Below are 22,728 nucleotides of genomic sequence, written 5' to 3'. Positions count from 1 at the left end.
CGGCGTGTCGCGCGTGGGCCGAATCGTCGGGTGGAAGACGTCGGATCGCTGTGACACCGACCTGGTGCCGGCGCGCTCGAATAGAGCGTCTGGTCACGGGACGTGCGTGAGGGTGAGCTGGTTCATCACTCCGACAGGGGTTCGACCTACATGGCGTTCCGCTTCGCTAATCAGTTGGCCGACAACGGGATTGCTCAATTCATGGGATCAGTCGGCGACAGCTAGACGATGCGTTGATGGAGAACTTCTTCTGCACCCTGAAGGCCGAACTGGTCTATCGCAACTCGTGGCGCACCCGCGAAGCCGCCGAAAACGCACTGTTCGGCTATATCGACTGCTGGTACAACACCCAACGTATCCAAAAGAAACTCGGCTCGCGATCACCCGATGAATACGAAGCCAGCTATCATCAACCGGTACCAGCCGGAACCAGGTAATTCGCTCTCCCGCTCAGCGGGGGAAGCTCACCCGGCCGCTCGGCGCCTCCCTGGGCGACCTGCTGACGCAGGATCGTGACAACGGCGGACTCGGTTTCGGACCGGCCGTCACCACCGGGTTGTTCCTGGTGGTCATCGTCGCGCTGGTAGCCTATCCTGACGATCTCCAATATCGATGTCGAGCGTCGGCAGCTGGCTCCTCAACCGGCCCGCGAACTCGATTCGATCTGACCGAATCCTGCTCGTATCGGACAAATCGAACAAATCGGGCAGTGATCATGGTGCCCGCGGTGCCGAGGAGCAGCGCCACCGGAGGGTTGCAGGTCGACCCGATCCCACTGCTCGACGGCGTGGTCGATCGCTGCGCCAACACCTTCGCGATCCGTAGTTGATTGCCTCTGTTCCGGCAGGACCAATCGGTGTGCGTTTTTCGCCTTGTCGGACCGTGTCGTGCCTTTGGCGCGGTCGGAAGGATTGGTGGTGTCGAATATCCGGCGGCCGGCCGGTCGCGCCGATCCGAAGGAATTGATATGGCAACTGCTGTAGGAATCGATCTGGGAACTACGAATTCTGTCATCGCGACCTGGCAGGGCGGGGAGCCGGTGGTGATCGCCAATGCCGAGGGCGCGCGCACCACACCGTCGGTGGTTGCCTTCACCGAAAGCGGTGAGCGACTTGTCGGTCAGCTCGCCCGCAGACAGGCGATTTTGAATCCGAAGGGCACGATCTATTCGGCGAAACGATTCATCGGCCGCCACTTCGACGAAATTTCGGAGGAAGCCAAGGCGGTGAGCTTCGACGTCGTCGAGGGCGAAGGCGGCGTTGCCCGATTCGATGTGCGGGGCAAGATGTATGCGCCCGAGGAGATCAGCGCGCTGGTGCTGCGGAAGCTGGTCGATGACGCGAGCAAGTATCTGGGGGAGCGGGTCAAAGAAGCGGTGATCACCGTGCCCGCCTACTTCAACGACGCACAGCGCAATGCCACCAAGGACGCAGGCCGGATCGCGGGACTCGACGTCCTGCGCATCATCAACGAGCCGACCGCCGCCGCATTGGCGTACGGATTGGACAAGCAGACCCACGAGACGGTGCTCGTATTCGACCTCGGCGGTGGCACTTTCGATGTCAGCCTGCTCGACGTCGGTGACGGCGTGGTCGAGGTCCGCTCCACCGCGGGCGATTCCCATTTGGGTGGCGACGACTTCGACCGTCGCATCGTCGACTATCTCGCCGACGAATTCCAGCGCGAAGAACACATCGACCTACGTGCCGATCCGCAAGCGCTGCAACGACTTTTCGAGGCGGCAGAGAAGGCCAAGGTCGAGCTGTCCTCGGTGACACAGACACAGGTGAACCTGCCCTTCGTCACTGCCGACGCGAACGGACCCAAGCACCTCACCACCACGATCATGCGCTCGAAGTTCGAGGACCTGACCGCGGATCTGGTGCAGCGCTGCCTCGGCCCGGTGGAACAGGCCATGAAGGACGCCAAGGTCACCGCCAATGACATCGACGAGGTGATCCTGGTCGGCGGTTCCACCCGCATCCCGGCAGTACAGGCGCTGGTGCGCAGGCTGACCGGCGGCAAGGACCCGAACATGAGCGTCAACCCGGACGAGGTCGTCGCGCTCGGCGCGGCCGTCCAGGCCGGCGTGCTCAAGGGCGAGGTCTCCGATGTGCTGCTGCTGGACGTAACGCCGCTGTCGCTCGGCGTGGAGACCCAGGGCGGGGTGATGACGAAGATCATCGAGCGCAATACCACCATCCCTGCCCGGCGCAGCGAGGTGTTCTCCACCGCGGAGGACAACCAGCCCGCGGTCGATGTGGTAGTGCTCCAGGGCGAACGCGAGCGCGCCTCCGACAACCGCGTGCTCGGCCGGTTCCGGCTGGAGGACATCCGGCCGGCACCACGCGGCCAGGCGCACGTCGAGGTCACCTTCGACATCGACGCCAACGGCATCCTCAATGTCACCGCGCGCGACAAGGACACCGGCAAAGAGCAGAGCATCACGATCAGCGAGCAGTCCAATCTGGACCAGAGCGAGGTCGACCGGATGCTCGCCGAGGCCGAGCAGCACCGCCGCGAAGACGAGGAACTGCGCAAGGCCGTCGATGCCCGCAACGCGTTGGATTCGGCCGCGTACCAGGTGGAACGGCGCCTGGCCGAACTCGGTGACAGCGCGCCTCCGCACGAGAGAGCACGCGCCGAGATGCTGGTCGCCGACGCCAGACAGGCCGTCAAAGAAGAAGCGCCGCTGGATCGGGTGCAGTCGCTCACCTCGGAACTGCAGCAGTTGCAGTACGGGTTGCAGCCCGCGCAATCCGGCGGCGACGACGGACAATCGAGCTATGCGGGCGCGGGCTCGAGTGGAGGCGCTGGCGCACCCGGTGACGACGACGTGATCGACGCCGAGTTCGACCGGAGCTGAGGGATTCCCGATGGAAACCTCCGCAGACCAGTCGACCACCGACACCTCCGATCCGGATGCGGCGCCGGAACAACCCGACGCCCAGATCGCCGAGTTGGAAGACCGTTGGCGCCGCACCGCCGCCGATCTGGACAACCTACGCAAGCGCTACGCCAGGGATCTCGATCGAGAGCGAGCGGCCGAACGATCGAAGGTGGCGGGTGCCTGGCTACCGATGCTGGACAACTTGGAACTGGCGCTGGCGCACGCGAACAGCGAGGCGGACCCACTCGTCGCGGGCGTCCGCGCGATCCGGGACCAGGCGGTGCAGGTACTGGAACAGCTCGGCTATCCGAGGCATTCGGAGGTGGGGGTGCCGTTCTCCCCGGAAATGCACGAGGTGGTCAGCGTGGTCGACCGGCCCGATTTCCCGCCGGGGACCGTGGTCGAGGTGCTGCGCCCCGGATACGGCGAGAACGGACGGCAGCTGCGTCCGGCGGCCGTGATCGTCAGCAGACGCGAGGGGTGAGCGTCGATGGCGCGCGACTACTACGAGGTCCTCGGGGTTTCCCGCGACGCCGGCAAGGACCAGATTCAGCAGGCATATCGCAAGCTGGCACGGCGATATCACCCGGATGTGAATTCCGATCCGGCGGCGGAGGATCGGTTCAAGGAGGTCAGCGAGGCGTACGAGGTCCTGTCCGATCCGTCGACGAGGAGTCGCTACGACCGCTTCGGTGAGGACTTTCGGCGGGTGCCAGAAGACTACGACGAACGGGTCGGCGCGGCCACCGGCGGATTCGGCGGCAGAGGTGGTTTCGGTGGCGGGACCCGCGTGCACTTCGGTCGCGGTTTCGACGGCGACGTCGACTTCGGCGACATATTCGGCGATATCTTCGGTGGCCGTGGCGGCGGATACGGACCGATTCCAGGTGCCGATCAGGAGGCGGTCCTGGAGCTGACTGTCGAGGAGGCATACCGCGGCGGCAAGCGCAAGCTCGGGCTCGACGGGCGCAGCTACGACGTTGACATCCCGGCCGGGGTGATCGACGGCCAGCGGATCCGGTTGGCCGGGCAGGGCGGCAGGGGCAGTGGTGACGCGCCTGCCGGGGATCTCTACCTGGTCGTGCACATCAAGCCGCATCCGCGCTTCCGGTTGGTCGGCCGCGACATCTACGTCGACCTGGCCGTCACCCCGTGGGAGGCGGTGCTCGGCGCCACCGTCGCGGTTCCGACTCCGAGCGGCGAGGCGAAAGTCAAAGTGGCGCCGGGCTCCTCGACCGGACGCAAGCTGCGATTGCGTGGCGCGGGCATGCCCAATGCCCGCGGCGCCAACGGCAACCTGTACGCCGAGGTCAAGGTCATGGTGCCGTCGAAACCGACCGCGCGGGAACGGGAGCTGTTCGAGCAGTTGGCCGCCGAATCGACCTTCGATCCGAGGAGAGAGCAATGAGCGCGCCCACACCGCAATATGTGATCGTGCGGCGACCGGGGCTGCGGCTCGACGAGGTTTCACAGCAGTCCGGTCTGCATCCGGACATGGTGCGCAGATTGGTTGCGCTCGGACTGCTCGACGGTGCCTACGAAGGTACCGAACTTCGCTTCGAACCGTCCGCGGTGGCCGTTGTCGCCCGAATCCAGCGCTTGCGGTCCGGGCTCGGATTGAACTATGCGGCAATCGGGTTGGTGCTCGATCTGCTGGACCGAATCCAAGAACTCGAAGCCGATCCTCGTCGAAGGAGGACGTCCCGATGGACACCAGCAAGTTGACGGAGAAGTCTCGGGAAGCCTTGAGCGAAGCGCAGAACGCGGCGACGCGATTGGGGCACAGCGAGGTCGACGGCGAGCATCTGCTGCTCGCGTTGATCGACCAGCACGACGGGCTGGTGCCCCGGCTGCTCGACCAGGCGGGCGCGGATCTCGACGCGTTGCGCGCCGACCTGAATCGCGAGTTGGCCCGCCGGCCCAAGGTCAGCGGTCCGGGCGCCGCGCCGGGGCAGGTGATGGTAACCCGGCGATTGGCGGCGCTGCTCGAATCGGCCGAACGAGAAGCCAAGCGGCTAAAGGACTCCTATGTTTCGGTGGAGCACCTGGTTATGGCGCTGGCCGAAGAGGGGTCGGGCACTGTGGCGGGTCGGATCCTCGCGGGTCAGGGCATCACCAGAGAGTCGTTCCTGCAGGCGCTCACCACGGTTCGTGGCAATCAGCGGGTGACCTCGGCGACCCCGGAGGGCGCTTACGAGGCACTGGAGAAATATGGCCGCGACCTCGTCGCCGAAGCCAGGGCGGGCAAGCTGGACCCGGTCATCGGCCGAGACGCCGAGATCCGGAGGGTGACACAGATTTTGAGCAGGAAGACCAAGAACAATCCGGTATTGATCGGTGATCCCGGCGTCGGCAAGACCGCGATCGTGGAGGGCCTGGCCCAGCGCATCGTCCGTGGCGATGTGCCAGAAGGCCTGCGCGACAAGACGATCTTCTCCCTCGATATGGGTTCGCTGGTCGCGGGGGCGAAATATCGAGGCGAGTTCGAGGAGCGCCTGCAAGCCGTGCTGTCGGAGGTGAAGGCGGCCGAGGGTCGCATCTTGCTCTTCGTCGACGAGCTACATACCGTGGTCGGCGCGGGATCGGTCGGCGGTGAGGGATCCCTCGACGCGGGCAATATGCTCAAGCCGATGCTCGCCCGCGGCGAGCTGCACATGATCGGCGCCACCACCCTGGACGAGTATCGCAAGCACATCGAATCCGATGCGGCACTGGAACGTCGATTCCAGACTGTGCTGGTGGACGAGCCCAGCGTGGAGGACGCGGTGTCCATCCTGCGCGGCCTGCGCGAACGCCTCGAGGTCTTCCACGGCGTGAAGATCCAGGACGGTGCGCTGGTGGCGGCCGTGACCCTGTCGCATCGCTACATCACCGACCGCTTCCTGCCGGACAAAGCCATCGACCTGGTCGATGAGGCGTGTGCTCGGCTGCGCACCGAAATCGACTCGATGCCAGCAGAACTCGATGAACTCACCAGGAAGGTGACCCGGCTGGAAATCGAAGAGGCGGCACTGTCCAAGGAGACGGACGCGGCAAGCAAGGCTCGTCTCGAGGAGCTCCGAAAGGAACTTGCCGATCTGCGGGCCGAGGCCGACTCGAGGCACGCCCAATGGGAGGCCGAACGGCAGGCGATCCGGCGAGTACAGGAATTGCGTGGACAACTCGAGCAGCTGCGCCACGAAGCCGAAGAGGCCGAACGCAATTACGATCTCAATCGCGCGGCCGAGTTGCGCTACGGCGAGATCACCAAGCTGGAACGCAATCTGCAAGCGGCAGAGGAACAATTGCGGGCCAAGCAGGGCAAGCAGCCGCTGCTACGCGAGGTTGTCACCGAGGACGAGATCGCCGAAATCGTCGCCGCGTGGACCGGAATCCCGGTAGCCCGGCTACAAGAGGGCGAGCGGGAGAAGTTGCTACGGCTCGATGAAATCCTGCACGAGCGGGTGGTCGGGCAGGAAGAGGCGGTGCAACTTGTCGCGGACGCAGTGATCCGGGCCCGGTCGGGAATCCGCGATCCACGCAGGCCGATCGGATCGTTCATCTTCCTCGGACCCACCGGTGTCGGCAAGACGGAACTCGCGAAGACCCTGGCCGCGGCGCTTTTCGACAGCGAAGACAATATGGTGCGCCTGGACATGAGCGAGTACCAGGAGCGGCATACGGTCAGCAGGTTGATCGGTGCGCCACCCGGCTACGTCGGCTATGACGAGGGCGGGCAGCTTACCGAGGCGGTGCGTCGTAAGCCGTACTCGGTGGTGCTGTTCGACGAGATCGAGAAGGCGCACGCCGACGTGTTCAATACTCTGTTGCAGGTGCTCGACGACGGTCGGATCACCGATTCGCAAGGCCGACAGGTCGATTTCCGTAACACCGTGGTCATCATGACCTCGAATATCGGCTCCCACCATCTACTCGACGGTGTCACCGCCCACGGCGAAATCAAGCCGGACGCACGGGATCGGATGCTCGCCGAGCTGCGGGGACACTTCCGCCCCGAGTTCCTCAACCGCGTCGACGACATCGTGCTGTTTACGCCGCTGACGCTGCCACAGATCGAGCATATCGTCGAGCTGCAACTCGAAGAACTCCGACATCGCCTGGCGGAACGGCAGATCAGGCTCGACATCACCCCGGAGGCGCGCAGGCTCATTGCCCAGCACGGATTCGATCCGGTCTACGGTGCGCGGCCGTTGCGCCGCTACATCGCGCACGAAGTCGAGACGAAGATCGGCCGGGCGATGGTGCGCGGCGATATCGGTCAGGGCGGCACCGTCACTGTCACCGTGGACGGTGACGATCTCGCAGTCGCGTATACCGCGCCCGCGATCGCGGCATGAAAACGAGGTACGACCATGGAAGCCGCGAAGATCAAGTGCCCCAACTGTGGGAAGTTCAACCGGGTTCCAGCCGCGGCAGAAGGCACACCGCGCTGCGGCAACTGCCACAATCCGCTGCCGTGGATCGTCGCGGCGGGGGACGACGACTTCACCGAGATGACCGAAAAGTCTTCGGTGCCGGTCCTTGTCGACCTGTGGGCGACCTGGTGTCGGCCCTGCCTGATGGTCAGCCCGGCGCTCGAACAGCTCGCGACCGAACGTGCCGGTCGGCTGAAGCTGGTCAAGGTCGACATCGATGCCGCACCCCGCACCGCCGAGCGGTTCGTCGTGCGGGCGGTGCCGACCTTGCTCGTGCTCGACCACGGCGAGGTGCTGGCCCGGCAGGCGGGCGCCGCTCCGGTACCGGAACTGCGGAGGTGGCTGGACCAGGCCCTCTCCGATCGAGCGGATAAGGGGGTGACCGCATGACCTCCATCTATACCGATCCCCACGTCACGGCGATCCGGCCGGTGGCGCCGCGGACACCGCAGGGCTGCGAAGAGTGTCTTCAGCTCGGCACGCCATGGCTGCATCTGCGGCTGTGCCTGACCTGCGGGCACGTCGGCTGCTGTGACTCGTCCCCGATGCGGCACGCACGAGCGCACGCCACCGGGACCGGCCACCCCATCGTCCAATCGATGGAACCCGGCGAGAATTGGCGCTGGTGCTACGTCCACCAGAACTTCGTCTGATGAACGTCGAAACCCCGGACGATGTCGGCGCGTTTCCGCGACTGTCGGACGCGCAGGTGGCGACGCTCGCCGTCGGCGGCGCCCAGCGAGCGGTGCGCGCCGGTGAGACGTTGGTTCGCGCCGGGGCGCCGAGCGACGAGTTCTTCGTGATCCTGTCCGGCACCGTCGCGATCGTCGACGACGATGCGGGGGAACGCCGGGTGCTGCGCATCCACGGGCCCGGCCGATTCCTCGGCGAGCTGGGCCTGCTGGAAGGTCAGGTCGCGTTCTACACCGCTGAGATGATCGAAGACGGCGAGGTGCTTGTCGTCCCGGTCCAGCGGATACGCGCGCTGGTCGAACACGATCCGGTGCTCAGCGACCTCATTCTGCGCGCGTATCTGATCCGCCGCTGCCGGCTGCTCCGTATGGTCTGCGGTTTCCGAATCATCGGTTCCTGCTACTCGCCCGACACCCGTCGGCTACGCGAGTTCGCCGTGCGAAACCGATTGCCGCACACCTGGATCGACCTCGAGCGCGACAGTCGGGCCGAACAACTCCTGCGTGATCTCGGTGTCGCACCCGAGGACACTCCGGTCGTCATCTGGCGTGGCGAGCGGGTGCTGCGCAATCCGACGAATGCCGAATTGGGGCGCCTCATCGGCCTACCGGTGCCGGACACGCTGCGCGAGGTGTGCGACCTCATCGTGGTGGGTGCTGGCCCGGCCGGCCTGGCCACCTCGGTGTACAGCGCCTCGGACGGGCTCGACACCTCGGTGCTGGAGGCGATTGCGGCGGGTGGGCAGGCGGGCACCTCCTCACGCATCGAGAACTACCTGGGCTTTCCCGCGGGTATCTCCGGCACCGAGCTGGCCGAGCGGGCGGTCATCCAGGCCGGAAAGTTCGGTGCTCGGTTGCTGGTGTCTGCGGAGGTAGTCGGGCTGGACGCAGAGGATGGACACCATCTGCTGCGGCTGGCCGGTGGCGGCGTGCTGCTCGGCCGCACCGTCGTCCTGGCCACCGGCGCCCGCTATCGCAGACTCGCCGTGACCGGTATCGAGCGCCTCGAAGGCACCGGCGTGTACTACGCCGCGACCCATCAGGAGGCGTCGATGTGTGGCGTGGACCCGGTGGCGATCGTCGGCGGCGGTAACTCCGCAGGGCAGGCAACGGTGTTTCTCGCCGGTCGCGTCGAGCGCGTGCACCTACTCATCCGGGATGGCGATCTCGGCAAGAGCATGTCCCGGTATCTGGTCGAGCAGATCGAGCAGCACCCGCGTGTGATGGTGCACCGCAACACCGAGGTGCGCGAAGTAATCGGCATCAGCGAACTCGAAGCAATCGTGGTCGAGAACAATCGCACCGGGGAGCGGGAGGAGCTCGCGGTGCGCGCACTGTTCGTTTTCATCGGGGCCATGCCGTGGACCGCGTGGTTGACGGACACCGTCGCGCTCGACGCGCACGGATTCGTCCGCACCGGCCCGGACGCGGTGTACCCGGCCGAGAATCAGCGCGATTCCGGCCGCCGACCGCTACCGCTCGAAACAAGCAGGCGGGGCGTCTTCGCGGTGGGCGATGTCCGTAGCGGCTCGGTCAAACGAGTCGCGTCCGCCGTCGGTGAAGGCGCGATGGCGGTGCGCCATATTCACGAATACTTCGAGAGGAGCTGAACGAAATGCCGGTAATGGGCGTCGTCAAATTTCAGCGTTTCTTCCGTGCCGCGGCCGGGCTGCAGGTGGACCGCAATGATCTCAAGCGCTACACCGAATTCATCGACGACAAGATCTATGACCTGTTCGTCGTTGCCAAGGCGTCGGCGAAGGTGAACTCGCGCGATGTGATCGAACCGTGGGATCTGCCGATCACCGCGGGACTGCAGCAGAGCATCCATCGGTTCGAGAAGCTGGATGAGGAGATCGAGCTACAACCGCTGTTCGACCAACTCGCCGCGCGCCCGCCGCTCGACCTAGCCCTCTCGGAGGACACCGAGCGCCGGCTGCCGCTGATCGCCGGTGGCTTGAGCGTGGCGCTCGCGCAGACGTTCGTCGCGATCGCACCGAAGGTCAAGAATCCGGGAACAGCCGAATGGTCAGTGGTATTCGATATATTTCATCTACTGCTTTGAAGCAGCAATGGTGCCTATTCGTCATGGGCTGCAAACGCCGGATTCACCGATGTACTGTCGGTAATGACCGCCCACAGAATTGATCCGCACCTGGATGTTGTCATTCGAAGTGGATCGGTGCGGGTGGCGGCGATTTGAGCGACCGAAAAGTTCAGGGTGGGCGTGGCCGAGGCCGCCGCACCGCCGGGTCCGATGTCGAAACCTGCTGCCATGGACCAGACCCGCCATGAATCAGCAATTCGCGTGCTTTGGCGAGCCACTACCGCACTATGTTGGGGCGGGGCTGTTTCCTCGGGTCCGGCTCGATGCAGGCCGCGATGTATTGCGGGATCGGCTGGCCGTGGTGGTGGGCTTCGCGGGCGTATCCGGCTATTTTGCGCAGGTATTCGTCGGTGAGTTTGCGCGGGCGTCCGCGTCCGCGTGGCTTACGCTGGCTAGATTTGGCTGCGGCGGTGTGCAGTTCGGGCGCGGTCAATCGGTCTGGGACCGTGTCGATGTCGTGCATGGAGGTAAGTAGGCCCGATCCGGCCGCGGCGGTGATTCGTGCCAAGGGAACGGACTCGAGGTCGGCGTTGGTGATGGCGACGTCGCCAAACCATGGGGGTGAATAGATTCGTAGATCTACGACCTGGGGCGGCTTTCCTGGTTCTTCCACCACGCGTACTTCAAATCGGAACGGTGATCCGGCGAGCTGAATCACGCGCTTGGTCGGATCCGTGCACCGGCTGACGCCGCTCGCCCGCCGGATCGCTACGGCCGGGGCGTCGCAGCGCCGACTGTCGCGACACGACGGCGCTGGTCGTGCTCGACGCCATTCCGAAGAACGCGGTCGGCAAGATCGACAAAGCCGCGTTGCGGGCGGCCCACGCGGCCGCCCCTGGTTCAGGCGGTCACTTCCGTTGATCCCGCAACGTTCAGCTCTCGTTCAACGCGACGAGATGCGCTTCTGCCAGGCGATCATCACCGGCATCCCGACGGTTTCGAGGACGATCGCGGCAACCGTGACGGGGTGCGGTCGCCCGCGTTGTTGCCATGACCTCAGGCGGGCGAGGCCGCCGAGAGCGACGGTCGAGAGCGCGAATGTCAGGGCGGGCGATCGTTCGGCACGGGCGAGCTGTGACCAGATGACCGGCCCCACTGCGAACTTGAACACGTTGGCGTAGCGGAGGGCGCTGTCCACTGTCGGTGTCACGTCCGGCGAACCGCCGGGCACTCCCTGAGGGCCGCGGATGATCTCACCGGCCGCGCTGGCCATGGGTATCGCCGCCAGCGCCGCCAGAGTCCACTGCAAACGTCGCCGGCCACCGCCCGGGTACGCCGCCGGCTGCCCGTTCACTAGCGAGGACCCGGCTTGGACGTGGTGGCCCCGGCCAGGACTGCGTCGCTGATGGCGGTGGGAGCGAGCGAGACGAATGCTTTCTGCGCACGGCTGAGGCTGTCGAGCAGATAACGACGTTTCGGGTGGCTCGATGTCAGCGCATGGTTGACAGCTTTGACGACCTTCTTGGGATCGCTCGCGAGTTTCTGCAGCCGCGCCAGGAGTTTCCGGTTCCCGGCGAGGTGGGACGCGTACAGCTCCCGGTGCTGTTCGGCCAGGTGTGCGGTCATGCGGTCGTAGTCGTCGAGCATGTCGCCCCACATGTCGGTGCGGATAGGGCCGGGCTCGATGAGTGAGACGCGGATCTGCCACGGGCGCAGCTCCATGCGGAGCGCGTCGGCCAGCGACTCGATCGCGTACTTGGACGCGGAGTAGGCGCCGGTGCCCGGCGTGGTGATCAAGCCGGAGAGCGAGGACATGAACACCACCCGTCCGCGGGCTTCCCGTAGTTTCGGCAGGACCGCCTGGGTCATGCCGATCTGGGCGGTGACATTGATGTCGAGCTGGCGTGACAAGTCATCGAGGGTCAAGCCCTCCACCGGTCCGTTCACGAGGACGCCGGCGTTGTTGACGACGCCGTTCAGCTCGGCCGGGAGGTGGTCGGGAAGGCCGGCGATCGCGGAGCGGTCGGTGATATCCAGCGGAACCGCGTGCACGTGGGGCAGCCGGTCGAGACTGCGGAGGGCGGCGTCGGATCGAGCGGTGGCGTACACGTCCCACCCTTGTCCGCTCAGGTGCTCGGTGATCGCCAGGCCGATTCCTCGGCCGGCACCGGTTACCAATACAGAAGGCATGAGTTTCTTCTCTCGAACTCGGGTCCACGTCCGAACGACGTGGAGGGCGGAGGTCAGCGCTCGAGGAACTCGAGGACCGCCGGCACGAACTGCTGGTGGTATTGGAAGACGCCGCCATGTCCGGAGTCGGGGTAGATCACCAGATCGGCGGCGGGCAGGCGGCGGGCCAGGTCAGCCGAATGCTCACTGGCGACCATCAGGTCGTTGTCGCCGTTGGCCACGAGGACCGGCTGGTGGATCCTGCTGAGGCCATGGGGCGTCTGAAGGCCGGCGGCCCGGATCGCCTTGAGCTGCGCGCGCATGGCCATGGGCGTGATGCGTTTGTCGCGATTCCCGGTGCGCTCCTTCAGCCGCGCCAGGTAGTCCGTCGCGGCGCGCTTGCCCTCCGGCGTGCGGGGGAAGAAGAGGAAGTGTTTGGGGTCGCGCAGGGTCAGCGCGGCCTCGAGGTACGCCACGACGGCGATCCTCGTGATCTTGTCGATGCCGCCGCCTCCGGCGGGGCCCGTGCCCGCGAGAATCGGCCTGCGGACGAGGTCGGGCTGCTCGAGGGCGATGACCTGGGCCACGCCGCCGCCGAGTGAGAAGCCGAGGAGATCGACCTGGTCGTGGCCGAGCGCGCGGATGAAGGTGACGGCATCGGCGGCCATCTCGTCGATCGTGTGAGGCACCGATCCGCTCGACGCGCCGATTCCGCGGTTGTCAAAGGTGATCACGTGGCGCCGCGCGGCGATCCCGTCGATCACCCGGGGATCCCAGTCGTCCAGGACGGCGGCCAGATGATGCAGGAAGACGAGCGGCGGACCACCCCGTGGCCCGAGCTCGCGATACACGAACTCCACGCCACCTGCCTTGATCGTATGGGTCGTCGCGTGCTTCCACGTCGTGCCCATCGATGCGTGGGCCTTCGTCATCGCTGCTCTCCTTGGACCGCGCCGACCCCGAACGAGGTCTGCTATATGAATCATATAGTGACAGGAGTGAATATGTATGTCAATGACAGTGTGTAGCGGTAGCTACCAGAGATGGTTTTCCTGGCAACCCCGGTGTGCCGATGGGTATATTCGGCAGGTGCCGACGAAGACCTACGGGCAGATGTGCCCCCTCGCTCGCTCGCTCGACGTCCTCGGCGAGCGCTGGACGATGCTGGTGATCCGCGAGCTGCTGCTCGGCCCCAAGCGCTTCAAGCACCTCTTTGCCGCGCTGCCCGCCATCGGCAGCAACCGGCTCTCCGAGCGACTGAAAGGGCTCGAGGATGCGGGGATCGTCCGCAAGAGCATGCTGCCCGCGCCCGCGGCGGTCGCGGTCTACGAGCTCACCGGCCATGGTGAGCGACTGCGCGATCCCCTGATCGCCCTCGGTTTGTGGGGGCTCGACCTGCCCATCGACGAACGCATCGACCCCCGGACCACGCGCGCCGAGCTCATCGCACTGGCACTGGCGGGCACGCAGGCGAAGCTCCTGGACCCCGGTCGCCGCGAGGCGTTCGAGTTCCAGGTCGGTAACGAGGTGTTCCATTTCCAGTTGCGGAACGGCAGGTTCCTGCCGCGTTCGGGCCCGTCGCCGGCCGACCCGGCGCTGAGGGTCGCCTGCGATCTTCAGACTTTCATCGACCTCGCGCTTCGCACGTTGACTCCGTCGCGGGCACTCAAGGACGGCCGGGCGACGGTCCTCGCCGGGCCGCGCACGGCGCTCACCGAAATCTTCCGCGTGCTGGTGTACATCCCGCACGTACCGCTACCGGCGCTCGCTTAGCCGCGGGGCGGGTCCGCGTCGCCGGTTTCGCCCGGCGACGCGATCGGCCATCCGTGACCCGCACCACGCCGAGCGCGGAACCGCGGTCCACCCTTCGGCTTGCACCGCGCATAGAATTATGGTCATAATATAAGCCATGACGACGTACTCGGCCGAAACTCTCGAGAACCACACCGCCGCCGGCCCCTCCGCGGTGTTCACCTACCGCCGCACCGGTCCGCGGGGCGGCGTGCCGCTGGTCCTGCTGCGGCCCCGCGGTGACCGAGGACGCCGCCCAAGGCCAGCTCGCCGCCGTGGGGCGCCTCCTGGCCGTGGAATGGGACGAGCTGAAGTCCCAGCTCCAGGCGATCAGCCAGCCGGTCCTGTACGCCAACGGGCTCCACGACGTGATGATCCCCGCCGTCGCCTCCTATAAGGCAGTCGAACAAGTCCCCGACTCCACGCTCGTCCTCTACAGCGACGCCGGCCACGCCTTCCTGTTCCAGCACATCGACGAGTTCGCCGCCCAGGTGAACCTCTTCCTCGACGACTGACCGAAAAGGACACAGCCATGACCAGCAAACAAGAATCCCGGGACGACGTGGTGGCCTCCTACCAGGACGCCCCGACCCGGACCGTCTCCGCCGACGGCGTCGACTTCGCCTACCGCGAACTCGGCCCGAAGACCGGCGTCCCGGTGGTCTTCCTGACCCACCTGGCCGCGGTCCTCGACAACTGGGACCCGCGCGTCGTCGACGGCATCGCCGCGAAACACCGCGTCATCGCCTTCGACAACCGCGGCGTCGGCGCGTCCACCGGCTCGACGCCGAAGACCATCGAGGCGATGGCAGCCGACGCCGTCACCTTCATCCGCGCGCTCGGACTGACCGAAGTAGACCTCCTCGGCTTCTCCATGGGCGGCATGATCGCCCAGGTGATCGCTCAGGACGAACCGCAGCTGATCCGCAAGATGATCATCGCCGGTACCGGCCCCGCCGGCGGCGCAGGGATCAAGAACGTGACCAGGATTTCCCACTTCGACACCCTTCGCGCGCTGCTGACGCTCCAGGATCCCAAGCAGTTCCTCTTCTTCACCCGGACGTCGAACGGGAAGCGGGCGGGCAAGGAGTTCCTGGCCCGCCTGAAGGAGCGCAAAACCAACCGGGACAAGGCGATTTCCCTCAGGTCCTACGGCGCCCAGCTCACGGCCATCCACCGCTGGGGGTTGGCGCAGCCATCCGACCTCTCCGTCGTCCACCAGACGGTGCTCGTCGCGAACGGCGACCACGACCGGATGGTCCCGACGAAGAACACCCACGACCTGGCCCGCCGCCTGCCCGACAGCGAACTGGTGATCTACCCCGACGCCGGCCACGGCGGCGTCTTCCAATACCACGGACAGTTCGTGACGAAGGCACTCGAATTCCTCGCACGGTAGAGCCGGACTTTGCGGCGGTCTCGTCGGCCGTGCCAGGCCTTGAACATGGCCGATCCCCGTCGGCCCACCTGTCAGTCGTCTCGATTCACCAGGAGCTATCGATGGACCTCTCCGCCGCCACCGTCCTCGTCACCGGAGCCAACCGGGGATTCGGCCGGGCGCTCGCCGCCGAATTGCTCGGCCGCGGCGCCACGGTCTACGCCGGCGCCCGCGACCCCGACCGGGTCGACTTGCCGGGCGTCAAGCCGATCGCGCTCGACATCACCGCCCCCGCCTCGGTCAAGGCCGCCGCCCAGGCAACCGGTGACGTGACCGTCCTGATCAACAACGCCGGCTCGCCACCCAACGCCGATCTGCTCAATAGCGACCTGGACGACATCCGCCTGGAGATGGACACCCACTTCTTCGGCACCCTGGCAGTGGCCCGGGCCTTCGCGCCCCAGATCGCGGCCAACGGCGGCGGCGCGATCCTGAACGTCCTGTCCGGCCTGTCCTGGGTCAGCTTCCCGGACGCCGGCGCGTACTGCGCCGCCAAGTCCGCGGAATGGTCCCTCACCAATGCACTGCGCCAGCAGCTCGCCGGCCGGCACATCCGGGTGGCCGCGCTGCACGTCGGCTACATGGACACGGACATGGTCCGAGACGTCACTTCGGAAAAGTCCGACCCCGCCGACATCGCTCGCATCGCCGTCGACGGCCTCGCTGCCGGCACCTACGAGATCCTCGCGGACAACGCCTCCCGCCAGGCGCAGGCCGCGCTGGCCGGGGGCGTCTCGGCGATCTACCCACAGCTGCCATGAGCGCTTGGCCCCGTTGATCTTGTGCATGTCGACGAGTTCGGCTGTCTAGTTGGCGATGGGTGTCTCGGCGGCTGCACCGCGCCCCTCACCGAAAAGTGTCAGCCGATATCGGCTTCTGGTGGGCCGCACGGTGAGCTGCATCTTCTCGCCGCACCTGAGCCAAGAGAGCGTCTGGCGTGTGCCTGCCGATTGCTTGCTGGCCGTCTTGCCGCGCGACGTCCTCGCTGAGTCGAGGTTGAGCCTCCGGCGCACCGTCGTCCGAGTCCACATCGATAGTCGGCTCCGGCCGCTTTTTGTCGCTTGCGACCGGCATACGACTCGTCGCGCCGATCGCTTGCAGCAGACCAGGGCCGACCTCCGACCAGCCGATCAGCAGGAGTGGCCCTACCGCGTCGAACGCCGCTTTCCCGAACTGGCCCGCCACGAGAGGCTCTGCCACGTTCAGCGCGAGGGTGACCACGCTCGCGAAGATCAGCAGTCGGCGGGCCGGTCCCAGCACTTCGGCAGAGGCGCCAGTGAGCGCGAGGTGCCGAGTTCCGAGCAGAAGTCCGAGGATTGAAAGGCCTACAGCCGGTGCGACGAGTGGAGCGACCCAGGCGGGTACGCCGAGCCGGAGTGCGAGGTTGAGGACGTTGCCGAAGCCGAAGAGGACGGTGAGGCCAACGACGACGCCCATGATCACGGTGACGGCCTGCACGACGGAGGCCCCGTCCGAAGCTGATCGCGTCGACATGGCTGCACGCCTGGTCATCGACCATCACCTGCTTCGACGCGCGGGCGGCCGTGGGTGTCTCGGGTGGGGATGCCGCGTTCGCGGAGCTTGTTGAGCACGGTGGTGTGGTTGACGCCGAGGCGGTCGCCGACTCGTGCCAGGGACCAGCCGAGGTTGTAGAGGTGGATGGCGTCTTCGACCTGTTTTACTTGAGAATTTCCCGCGCTTTCCCCGCGTTTTGGTCCCCACGGTTGGGACGTGGCTGCCGAGCGCTCAGGGTGTGGCGCGAGGTCTCGACGAGAGGCTATTAATAGCCGACGTCGAGTCTGGTGCTCTGGTTGGGCCGTCGATGTAGTGCTGCTCAGTTGTCCGACTGTGTCGATGTCCTGCCTGCTGCTTTGCTTGGTTGGGACCGAACTGTTCGGCAACAGCCGTCAGATTGGTCTTCCTGAACCGCCCCGAGTTTGGTACCCACCGGTTTATCTGTCACCGGCCGGTTGTTCGGCGCGGTGTGCATAGTAGTCGGCTTCATACTCGACCGGTGGTGTGCGACCGAGTCGGTGCATGAGCCGGCTGGTGTTGTACCAGTGGATCCAGTCCGCGGTGAGGGTTTCGACGTCGGCGAGCCTGTTGAGCGGGCCGCGCCGGAACGGTGAGCTATCTCGGATCGCTTCGGTCTTGTAGCGTCCAATTGTCGTCTCTGCCAACGCATTATCGAACGCGTCACCGACCGAGCCGATCGATGGAATCATCCCTGACAGCATCAGCGATTCACCGAACCGCACCGACGTGTATTGCGACCCGGTCGTCTGAATGATGAATTGTATTGCCGGACAATGGGTGTCGTTCACGTTTGCGCATAGCCGCCGCTTGCCGGATCGCTGATTCGACCAAGCTGGTGTGCTTGGACGTCGAGCATTCCCAACCCAGGATCCGTCCAGCGTAGGCATTTGATCACGAATGCCGTATAGACGAAAGATCCGGTCACCAATCTGACATAGGTGAAGTCGGCGACGAGTAACCGGTTCGGTGCCGGAACCCGGAACCCGGAACTGACGATCGACCAGATCCGGTGCCCGCTGCGCCGCCGGATCGGCCACGGTCGTACGCACGTTTCTGGCTCGGGTGGCTCCCTTCCGGCCGTGGACGCGCATCAGCCGCTCCACCGTGGAGCGGGCCACCGGAATCCCTTGACGTCGCAAGTGAGCCCACATCTTCAACGACCCATACAACGACTCCGGCCGCCGCCGCCCGTGGGCGTCGGGCTCGTAATAGCCGGCCAAGATCCCGGTCACCGCCGCGTCCCACAAGGACCGTTTCGACGGTGCCCGCGTGTTCCAGGCGTGGAAAGTTCTCGGGGCGATCTTGCAGCCATGCGCCGACAGTGCACGGCAGATCGGTGCGACCCCGAACCGAGCCCGATGCTCGGCGATGAACCGGCAGATCACCTCTGTTTCGGGTCGCACTCCCGAACGAAGAAAGACGTTGCCGCCTTGAGGATTTCGATCGTCTTCTCCAACTCGGCGTTCTTACGCCTCAACTCACGGATCTCACGCGCCGCCGCCGTCGACACCCCCTCGGAGTCGCCCTCATCGACCGCAGTCTGCCGAACCCACTTCCGCAACGTCTCGGGAGTCATCCCCATCCGGCCCGCGATCGTGGTGATCGCCGCCCACTCCGAGGCGTAATCGTCTCGGTGCTCGCGAACCAGACGAACCGTCCTCGCCTTCGTCGCCGCGTCGTACTTCGTCGGCATGATGTCTACCTTCCCAATCGAGAAGATAAGAGGCTGAGAGCGAGTCGAACCGCATGGCCGAAAGCGTGAGGGAGTTCCCCGAACTTATGCGACGCCATGGAGTCCCTACAACCCCACTCGAGACATGGGTCGACACGGTGGCGGCCAATGGCATTGGGTAGACGACGGTGAGTGCTGGCTGATTGAGGGCGGCTCGTTTGGGTGCAATGCTGCAACCCCAAGCGGCGAATGGATTGCGGTCCACTACGAATGTGGCGAGCGTGAAGCCGTCGACCGCTGGGAGCGAATCTCATCGGGACCAGGACTGACCGACGAAGCTCTCGCGCAGGCGGTCATGCGCCTGCTCGGTGAGATCTGAGTCGCCACAAACCTCGACACGCGCCAGGGCGCCGTGCCGAGTACCTCCGGTCGGCAACCGCGCCATCGTCTACGACGAGCGCCGGCTCGTAGCGTGTGTCGCTGGCATGTGAATTACGTTGCGTCACTACTGATTCAGCTTGGGCAGACCCGTCCGCGAACTACCCGGGGCGTTCGCGGACGAGTCGTGCCGGGTCAGCCGCCGATCGAGCGGATCCACAGTTGCCAGCCGCTGCCTTGCTGGCCATAGACGCAATCGGGCCAGGTGTCGGAGCCGCGGTACTGCTCCCCGGCTGCCACACACTGTGCGTTGGTCTCGTACTCGCCGGCAAACACGCCCTCGGCGGTCGCGTTGCCCGCCGCCGCACCGAGAACAACCATCGCCGTGGCACCGGCTGCCAATACTCCCCACACTGTTCGCATGCCCGACAGCATGCCAAGGGGACACGGCTCCGCTGTTCCCCAAACTGGGGAGCGTTGCTGTCGCGTCCGTCGGTTGCTGGCCGAGCGGCTGGACGAAGCCGGGGTCAACGCCGGTGCCTGAGCCGACGCACGACAGAACTGGGTCCCAACTGGGTGCTTCCCCGGCCCGGCGTGGCCGCCGCGCACGCGCCCTCGGCACCGACAAACCGCCGTCAACCTCGGCCAAGCCCAGATCCCGCGAGCATCCCCAGTCGGCGATTCCTGCCAGCTGCTGTCGTTGTTCGTGAACACAGCCTTCCGCCCACTGTCGATGCCGTCGAGATTCGTGGATAACTGGCGTCAGAGATGACGGACAAAGCCAGGCGTCGCCGTCGGAGGGTGGGGAGTTCGCGATCGCTTATGTCGATGCCGAGTCTGGTGAGTGGCGGTGGACTGTTGACCGAGGCATAGGCGACGCCGCTGGAGGACTGCCTGCCACCGCCAGTGCGCGGGTTCGCGTCCTACAAGGGCCAGCGCAATCACGTCGGTGGCTGGTGAACGGGCACGCCCGGAGGCCACGTCGGTTAGGAGTCGTGACTGGAGCGGGATCGGCTACAGCGAGGAATCGAAACGGTTCTATGACCGAAACTGCTTGGAGGGTATGGCTCATCAGCAGGCTGTGCTCGCGCTGGCGCGGCCGCGTCTGGACGTGGTGTAGGTGCTGTTGCGAGAGCAACGGTGCCCACCAGCCACGTCCAGGGTGCGCGCGAGCGGCCTGGTCAGCCTCGGTGGCGTGGGTCCCCGCGTTCTGCTAGTAGCCGCGGTGGACGCACAGCAGCTGGTCTTGGGTGCCGTTCTTGTCGCGGTAGGCGATGAGTGCTGGGCCCTGGGCGCTGGAATGAGCGCCGAAGCGTGCGTCGTCGCTCCAGCTGCTCCCGTTGAATCGGGTCCACCACAGTTGCTTGTCGTCGGTGGCGCCGCGGTGCGCACAGTACAGGTGGTTGTCGTAGACGGCCAGGGCTGGGCCTTCGGTGCTCTTGTGGGCGCGCAGCTTGCTGTCGCCGTGCCACCTGCCACCGCTGAAGCTGTTCAGGTACAGATCCGACGAGTCGTAGGCCTTGTACATGGCGTACAGGGTGTTCTTGTAGACCGCGAGGGCGGGGTTGGAGTTGGTCTTGCCGGGTATGGTCCCTTCGCCGCCCCAGCTATTGCCATTGCCGGTAAGAGTTCGCCAGTACAGCTGGTTGTTGTTGTAGCCCTTGTAGGCGCAGAACAGGTTGCCGTCGTAGACGGCCAGGCCCGGACCGTGACTGGTCCTGCCGCCGATCCGGACATCATCGCTCCAGTCGTTGCCGTCGAACGTGGTCCACCACAGTTCGGTTTGGCTGCCACCACCCCGGTGCACGCAATGCAGCTTTCCGTTGTAGGCGGCGAGGGCGGGGCCGGCCCCACTGGTATGGGCGCGGAACTCCCTGTCGTCCGACCAGCCGGTATCGGGGTCGTAGGCGGTCCACCAGAGCTTTTCGTTGTTGTCGCCGCGGTGCACGCAGTACAACTTTCCGTTCAACGCGGCCAGAGCGGGATTGGACTTGGATTTGTGGGCGGCGAACTTCTCGTCCTGATTCCAACCTTGCGCGGTCTCGTAGACCGTCCACCACAGGCTGGTGTCATCCCTGGGTGCCAGAGAGATCGGGATGAGCATGCCCGGAGCGATCCACGGGGAGACCAGCCGACATCCGTAGGTTTCGCCCACTGCCTTGATCCAGTTGGCCTTGAGCTTGCAGGATGCATCGATCATCATCGCGAACGGTTTCAGCTTCGGGACCTCCTGCAAGGCCCTACCGATGTATTCGGTGAGATAGGCAGCCGCAAGGGCCCCTTCCTTGTTGAGGACCATCTCGAACCCCCACCACTTCGTGTTGAAGCGGACGTCGATCCCCTTGGCAGCCATCTCACGCTGTGCGTCTCGGATCCGTTCCTGGCTCGCCCGCGGCAGCTCGGCGATCAGCTCATCCTCCAGACGCCGCGCCTCCGCGAGCCGCTCGGCCGCGATCTGCTGCGCCTCCGTCTCGCTCACCGTGTACCCCGGCTCCACCTCCTCCCGTGGAACGCCCTGCTCGATCAACTCCGCGGTACCGGCGTCGCCCTTGCCGTCAGCCTGCTGGGTAGCCTCTGCGGTCGGATGTGTTTTGGACATGGCTCGATTCCGTTCTGTCGGTGGTCGACCAGTGGAACTTTGCGCGAAGAACGGCACCTGGTGTCGCCGGTGCCTTGCCCCCTTGACAAGAGGATATCCGCTTCGAGGCCGTCGATGCTTCGGCTTTGTTCGAAAAGTCCGCATGGTCCGGTTTAGAGGAGCCAACCGAACTGTATGGGAGGTTCAGACCCTACCTGAACTGACACAAGCTGCGGTTGGTTGTCCTGTCCGGGTATAGGTTTCGGCGTTCGTGGTTTGTTTTCGGCGGGTGTTGCGGAGTGTGGACATAGGTTTCGGTTCTGAGGACATGGGGGTCGACACAGGCAGAACTGCTGGCCGTGTCGAGGGCGCTACCGGCGGGCGTGGTCGGGGCCGAGTGGGCTGGTGATGCCGCGCGGGGCTCGCCGACACGCTGGCGTGGCTGGCCGGAATCCATGTGCAGTGTTCGGGGTGGGGAATGATGCGCGAGTGAGTTCGCGCGCGGTCGACGTGCGGAAGGTGTCCCGACCCCAGATCCATCGACTCCGTGGAGGATGAATGCCCCGTTCGCGTGTGATGGTCTTGATAGGTGCTATCGCGACCTTGCTGCTGTCCGCCGTAGCCGTGGCGCCCACCGCCGCCGCCCAAGATGCATTTCCCGAGGGCTTCTTCTACATTCGAAATGTCCACAGCGGCCTTGTGGTGGACATCAAAGACGGCAGCACCGCGGAGGGCGCCCGGGCGATTGTCTGGGACCGGAAGTCCAGTGATAGCGCCAACCAACTGTGGCGATATGACCGCGGGTTCCTCGTCAACAAGAACAGTGGACTGGTCCTGGAAGTCGTCGGACACGAGGGCGGCGGCAGTATCGCGCCTGGTACACCCGTAGCTCAAGCCCGTAAGCGGGAACGGCCGAAGAGCCTGAACCAACAGTGGGCATACAACCGGGAAATGCTGATGCCTTACGACCCTGATGTGGCCCTCTCCGCCCGAGACGGCAACTTCGCGGCCGGTACCGAGGTCGTGGTCGATACGACCCAGATGGGTGACCCCCGGCAGGAATGGATGTTCGACACCGCGGAGTAACTATCACCGGATCGCAATGGTCGACGTCGCTCACCG

Annotated in this window: 22 protein-coding genes, 2 pseudogenes and 1 other annotated feature; of the genes and pseudogenes, 16 read left to right on the top strand and 8 right to left on the bottom strand. The window is 65.4% G+C overall.

Going from position 1 to position 22,728, the window contains the following annotated elements:
- Positions 1 to 236: 236 nt before the first annotated feature.
- The 11 genes and pseudogenes from OHB12_RS16920 to OHB12_RS16870 all read left to right on the top strand — a co-directional run bounded on the left by OHB12_RS16920 (position 237) and on the right by OHB12_RS16870 (position 10,062).
- The gene (locus OHB12_RS16920) at positions 237 to 437 is read left to right on the top strand and encodes an IS3 family transposase (protein ID WP_327120658.1); all 201 of its coding nucleotides are present in this window, start codon (positions 237 to 239) and stop codon (positions 435 to 437) included.
- A pseudogene (locus OHB12_RS16915) lies at positions 392 to 538 on the top strand (hypothetical protein); the annotation flags it as partial. The gene OHB12_RS16920 and the pseudogene OHB12_RS16915, both read left to right, overlap by 46 nt.
- A 429-nt stretch (positions 539 to 967) precedes the next feature.
- Complete coding sequence (dnaK, locus tag OHB12_RS16910; RefSeq protein ID WP_327120656.1) at positions 968 to 2,866, top strand: molecular chaperone DnaK; 1,899 nt, start codon at positions 968 to 970, stop codon at positions 2,864 to 2,866.
- Positions 2,867 to 2,876: 10 nt separating this feature from the next.
- Positions 2,877 to 3,374 (top strand): nucleotide exchange factor GrpE, encoded by a 498-nt coding sequence (locus tag OHB12_RS16905; protein WP_327120654.1) that lies wholly within the window; start codon positions 2,877 to 2,879, stop codon positions 3,372 to 3,374.
- 6 nt (positions 3,375 to 3,380) lie between these two features.
- A complete protein-coding gene (locus tag OHB12_RS16900) occupies positions 3,381 to 4,298 on the top strand; it encodes a J domain-containing protein (protein ID WP_327120652.1) in 918 nt (305 codons plus the stop codon).
- Complete coding sequence (locus OHB12_RS16895) at positions 4,295 to 4,615, top strand: chaperone modulator CbpM (RefSeq protein WP_327120650.1); 321 nt, start codon at positions 4,295 to 4,297, stop codon at positions 4,613 to 4,615. Before OHB12_RS16900 ends, OHB12_RS16895 begins: the two co-directional genes overlap by 4 nt.
- On the top strand, positions 4,597 to 7,227 hold the full coding sequence (clpB, locus tag OHB12_RS16890) for an ATP-dependent chaperone ClpB (protein ID WP_327120648.1): 2,631 nt from the start codon (positions 4,597 to 4,599) through the stop codon (positions 7,225 to 7,227). The genes OHB12_RS16895 and clpB overlap by 19 nt, the downstream gene beginning before the upstream one ends.
- Positions 7,228 to 7,242: 15 nt before the next feature.
- Positions 7,243 to 7,695 carry a thioredoxin family protein gene (locus OHB12_RS16885; protein WP_327120646.1) on the top strand — a complete coding sequence of 151 codons (453 nt, stop codon included), beginning with the start codon at positions 7,243 to 7,245 and terminating at the stop codon, positions 7,693 to 7,695.
- Positions 7,692 to 7,958, top strand: a complete 267-nt coding sequence (locus OHB12_RS16880) for a UBP-type zinc finger domain-containing protein (protein WP_327120644.1) — start codon at positions 7,692 to 7,694, stop codon at positions 7,956 to 7,958. The genes OHB12_RS16885 and OHB12_RS16880 overlap by 4 nt, the downstream gene beginning before the upstream one ends.
- Positions 7,958 to 9,607: an FAD-dependent oxidoreductase gene (locus tag OHB12_RS16875; protein ID WP_327120642.1), complete on the top strand. Its 1,650-nt coding sequence runs from the start codon at positions 7,958 to 7,960 to the stop codon at positions 9,605 to 9,607. The genes OHB12_RS16880 and OHB12_RS16875 overlap by 1 nt, the downstream gene beginning before the upstream one ends.
- 14 nt (positions 9,608 to 9,621) lie before the next feature.
- Complete coding sequence (locus OHB12_RS16870; RefSeq protein ID WP_327120640.1) at positions 9,622 to 10,062, top strand: DUF1931 family protein; 441 nt, start codon at positions 9,622 to 9,624, stop codon at positions 10,060 to 10,062.
- A gap of 259 nt (positions 10,063 to 10,321) precedes the next feature.
- Here OHB12_RS16870 and OHB12_RS16865 read toward each other — a convergent pair whose 3' ends face one another.
- From OHB12_RS16865 to OHB12_RS16850, 4 genes are all read right to left on the bottom strand, one after another.
- Complete coding sequence (locus tag OHB12_RS16865) at positions 10,322 to 10,720, bottom strand: hypothetical protein (RefSeq protein ID WP_327120638.1); 399 nt, start codon at positions 10,718 to 10,720, stop codon at positions 10,322 to 10,324.
- A 267-nt stretch (positions 10,721 to 10,987) separates the two neighbouring features.
- Entirely contained in the window at positions 10,988 to 11,353 is a 366-nt protein-coding gene (locus tag OHB12_RS16860) for a DUF4345 domain-containing protein (RefSeq protein WP_327120636.1), read from the bottom strand.
- Between the two features lie 44 nt (positions 11,354 to 11,397).
- Positions 11,398 to 12,234: an SDR family oxidoreductase gene (locus tag OHB12_RS16855; protein WP_327120634.1), complete on the bottom strand. Its 837-nt coding sequence runs from the start codon at positions 12,232 to 12,234 to the stop codon at positions 11,398 to 11,400.
- Positions 12,235 to 12,287: 53 nt separating this feature from the next.
- A complete protein-coding gene (locus tag OHB12_RS16850) occupies positions 12,288 to 13,145 on the bottom strand; it encodes an alpha/beta fold hydrolase (RefSeq protein ID WP_327120632.1) in 858 nt (285 codons plus the stop codon).
- Between the two features lie 157 nt (positions 13,146 to 13,302).
- Here OHB12_RS16850 and OHB12_RS16845 point away from each other — a divergent pair, with 157 nt between their 5' ends.
- From OHB12_RS16845 to OHB12_RS16830, 4 genes are all read left to right on the top strand, one after another.
- Positions 13,303 to 13,986, top strand: a complete 684-nt coding sequence (locus tag OHB12_RS16845; RefSeq protein ID WP_327120630.1) for a winged helix-turn-helix transcriptional regulator — start codon at positions 13,303 to 13,305, stop codon at positions 13,984 to 13,986.
- A gap of 257 nt (positions 13,987 to 14,243) precedes the next feature.
- Positions 14,244 to 14,519: an alpha/beta fold hydrolase gene (locus OHB12_RS16840; RefSeq protein ID WP_327120627.1), complete on the top strand. Its 276-nt coding sequence runs from the start codon at positions 14,244 to 14,246 to the stop codon at positions 14,517 to 14,519.
- 17 nt (positions 14,520 to 14,536) lie between these two features.
- Complete coding sequence (locus OHB12_RS16835) at positions 14,537 to 15,403, top strand: alpha/beta fold hydrolase (protein ID WP_327120624.1); 867 nt, start codon at positions 14,537 to 14,539, stop codon at positions 15,401 to 15,403.
- Positions 15,404 to 15,504: 101 nt separating this feature from the next.
- The gene (locus OHB12_RS16830; protein WP_327120623.1) at positions 15,505 to 16,203 is read left to right on the top strand and encodes an SDR family oxidoreductase; all 699 of its coding nucleotides are present in this window, start codon (positions 15,505 to 15,507) and stop codon (positions 16,201 to 16,203) included.
- Between the two features lie 85 nt (positions 16,204 to 16,288).
- On the opposite strand, the gene OHB12_RS16825 is transcribed toward OHB12_RS16830, so the two are convergent.
- The 4 genes and pseudogenes from OHB12_RS16825 to OHB12_RS16810 form a co-directional block, all read right to left on the bottom strand.
- Positions 16,289 to 16,936, bottom strand: a complete 648-nt coding sequence (locus OHB12_RS16825) for a hypothetical protein (protein WP_327120622.1) — start codon at positions 16,934 to 16,936, stop codon at positions 16,289 to 16,291.
- Positions 16,937 to 17,394: 458 nt separating this feature from the next.
- Positions 17,395 to 18,671: pseudogene (locus tag OHB12_RS16820) on the bottom strand (IS3 family transposase).
- Positions 18,271 to 18,402 (bottom strand) — a sequence feature (AL1L pseudoknot). (Overlaps the previous pseudogene by 132 nt.)
- A 552-nt stretch (positions 18,672 to 19,223) precedes the next feature.
- Entirely contained in the window at positions 19,224 to 19,451 is a 228-nt protein-coding gene (locus tag OHB12_RS16815) for a hypothetical protein (RefSeq protein ID WP_327120620.1), read from the bottom strand.
- 790 nt (positions 19,452 to 20,241) lie between these two features.
- Entirely contained in the window at positions 20,242 to 21,627 is a 1,386-nt protein-coding gene (locus OHB12_RS16810) for a hypothetical protein (protein ID WP_327120618.1), read from the bottom strand.
- A 537-nt stretch (positions 21,628 to 22,164) separates the two neighbouring features.
- Here OHB12_RS16810 and OHB12_RS16805 point away from each other — a divergent pair.
- Positions 22,165 to 22,692 (top strand): RICIN domain-containing protein, encoded by a 528-nt coding sequence (locus OHB12_RS16805; RefSeq protein WP_327120616.1) that lies wholly within the window; start codon positions 22,165 to 22,167, stop codon positions 22,690 to 22,692.
- Positions 22,693 to 22,728 lie beyond the last annotated feature (36 nt).

It is taken from the genome of Nocardia sp. NBC_01730 (assembly GCF_035920445.1).
Classification (GTDB): Bacteria; Actinomycetota; Actinomycetes; order Mycobacteriales; family Mycobacteriaceae; genus Nocardia.
Note: the sequence above shows the minus strand (reverse complement) of the source record. Positions and strands in the feature narration are given on the sequence as shown.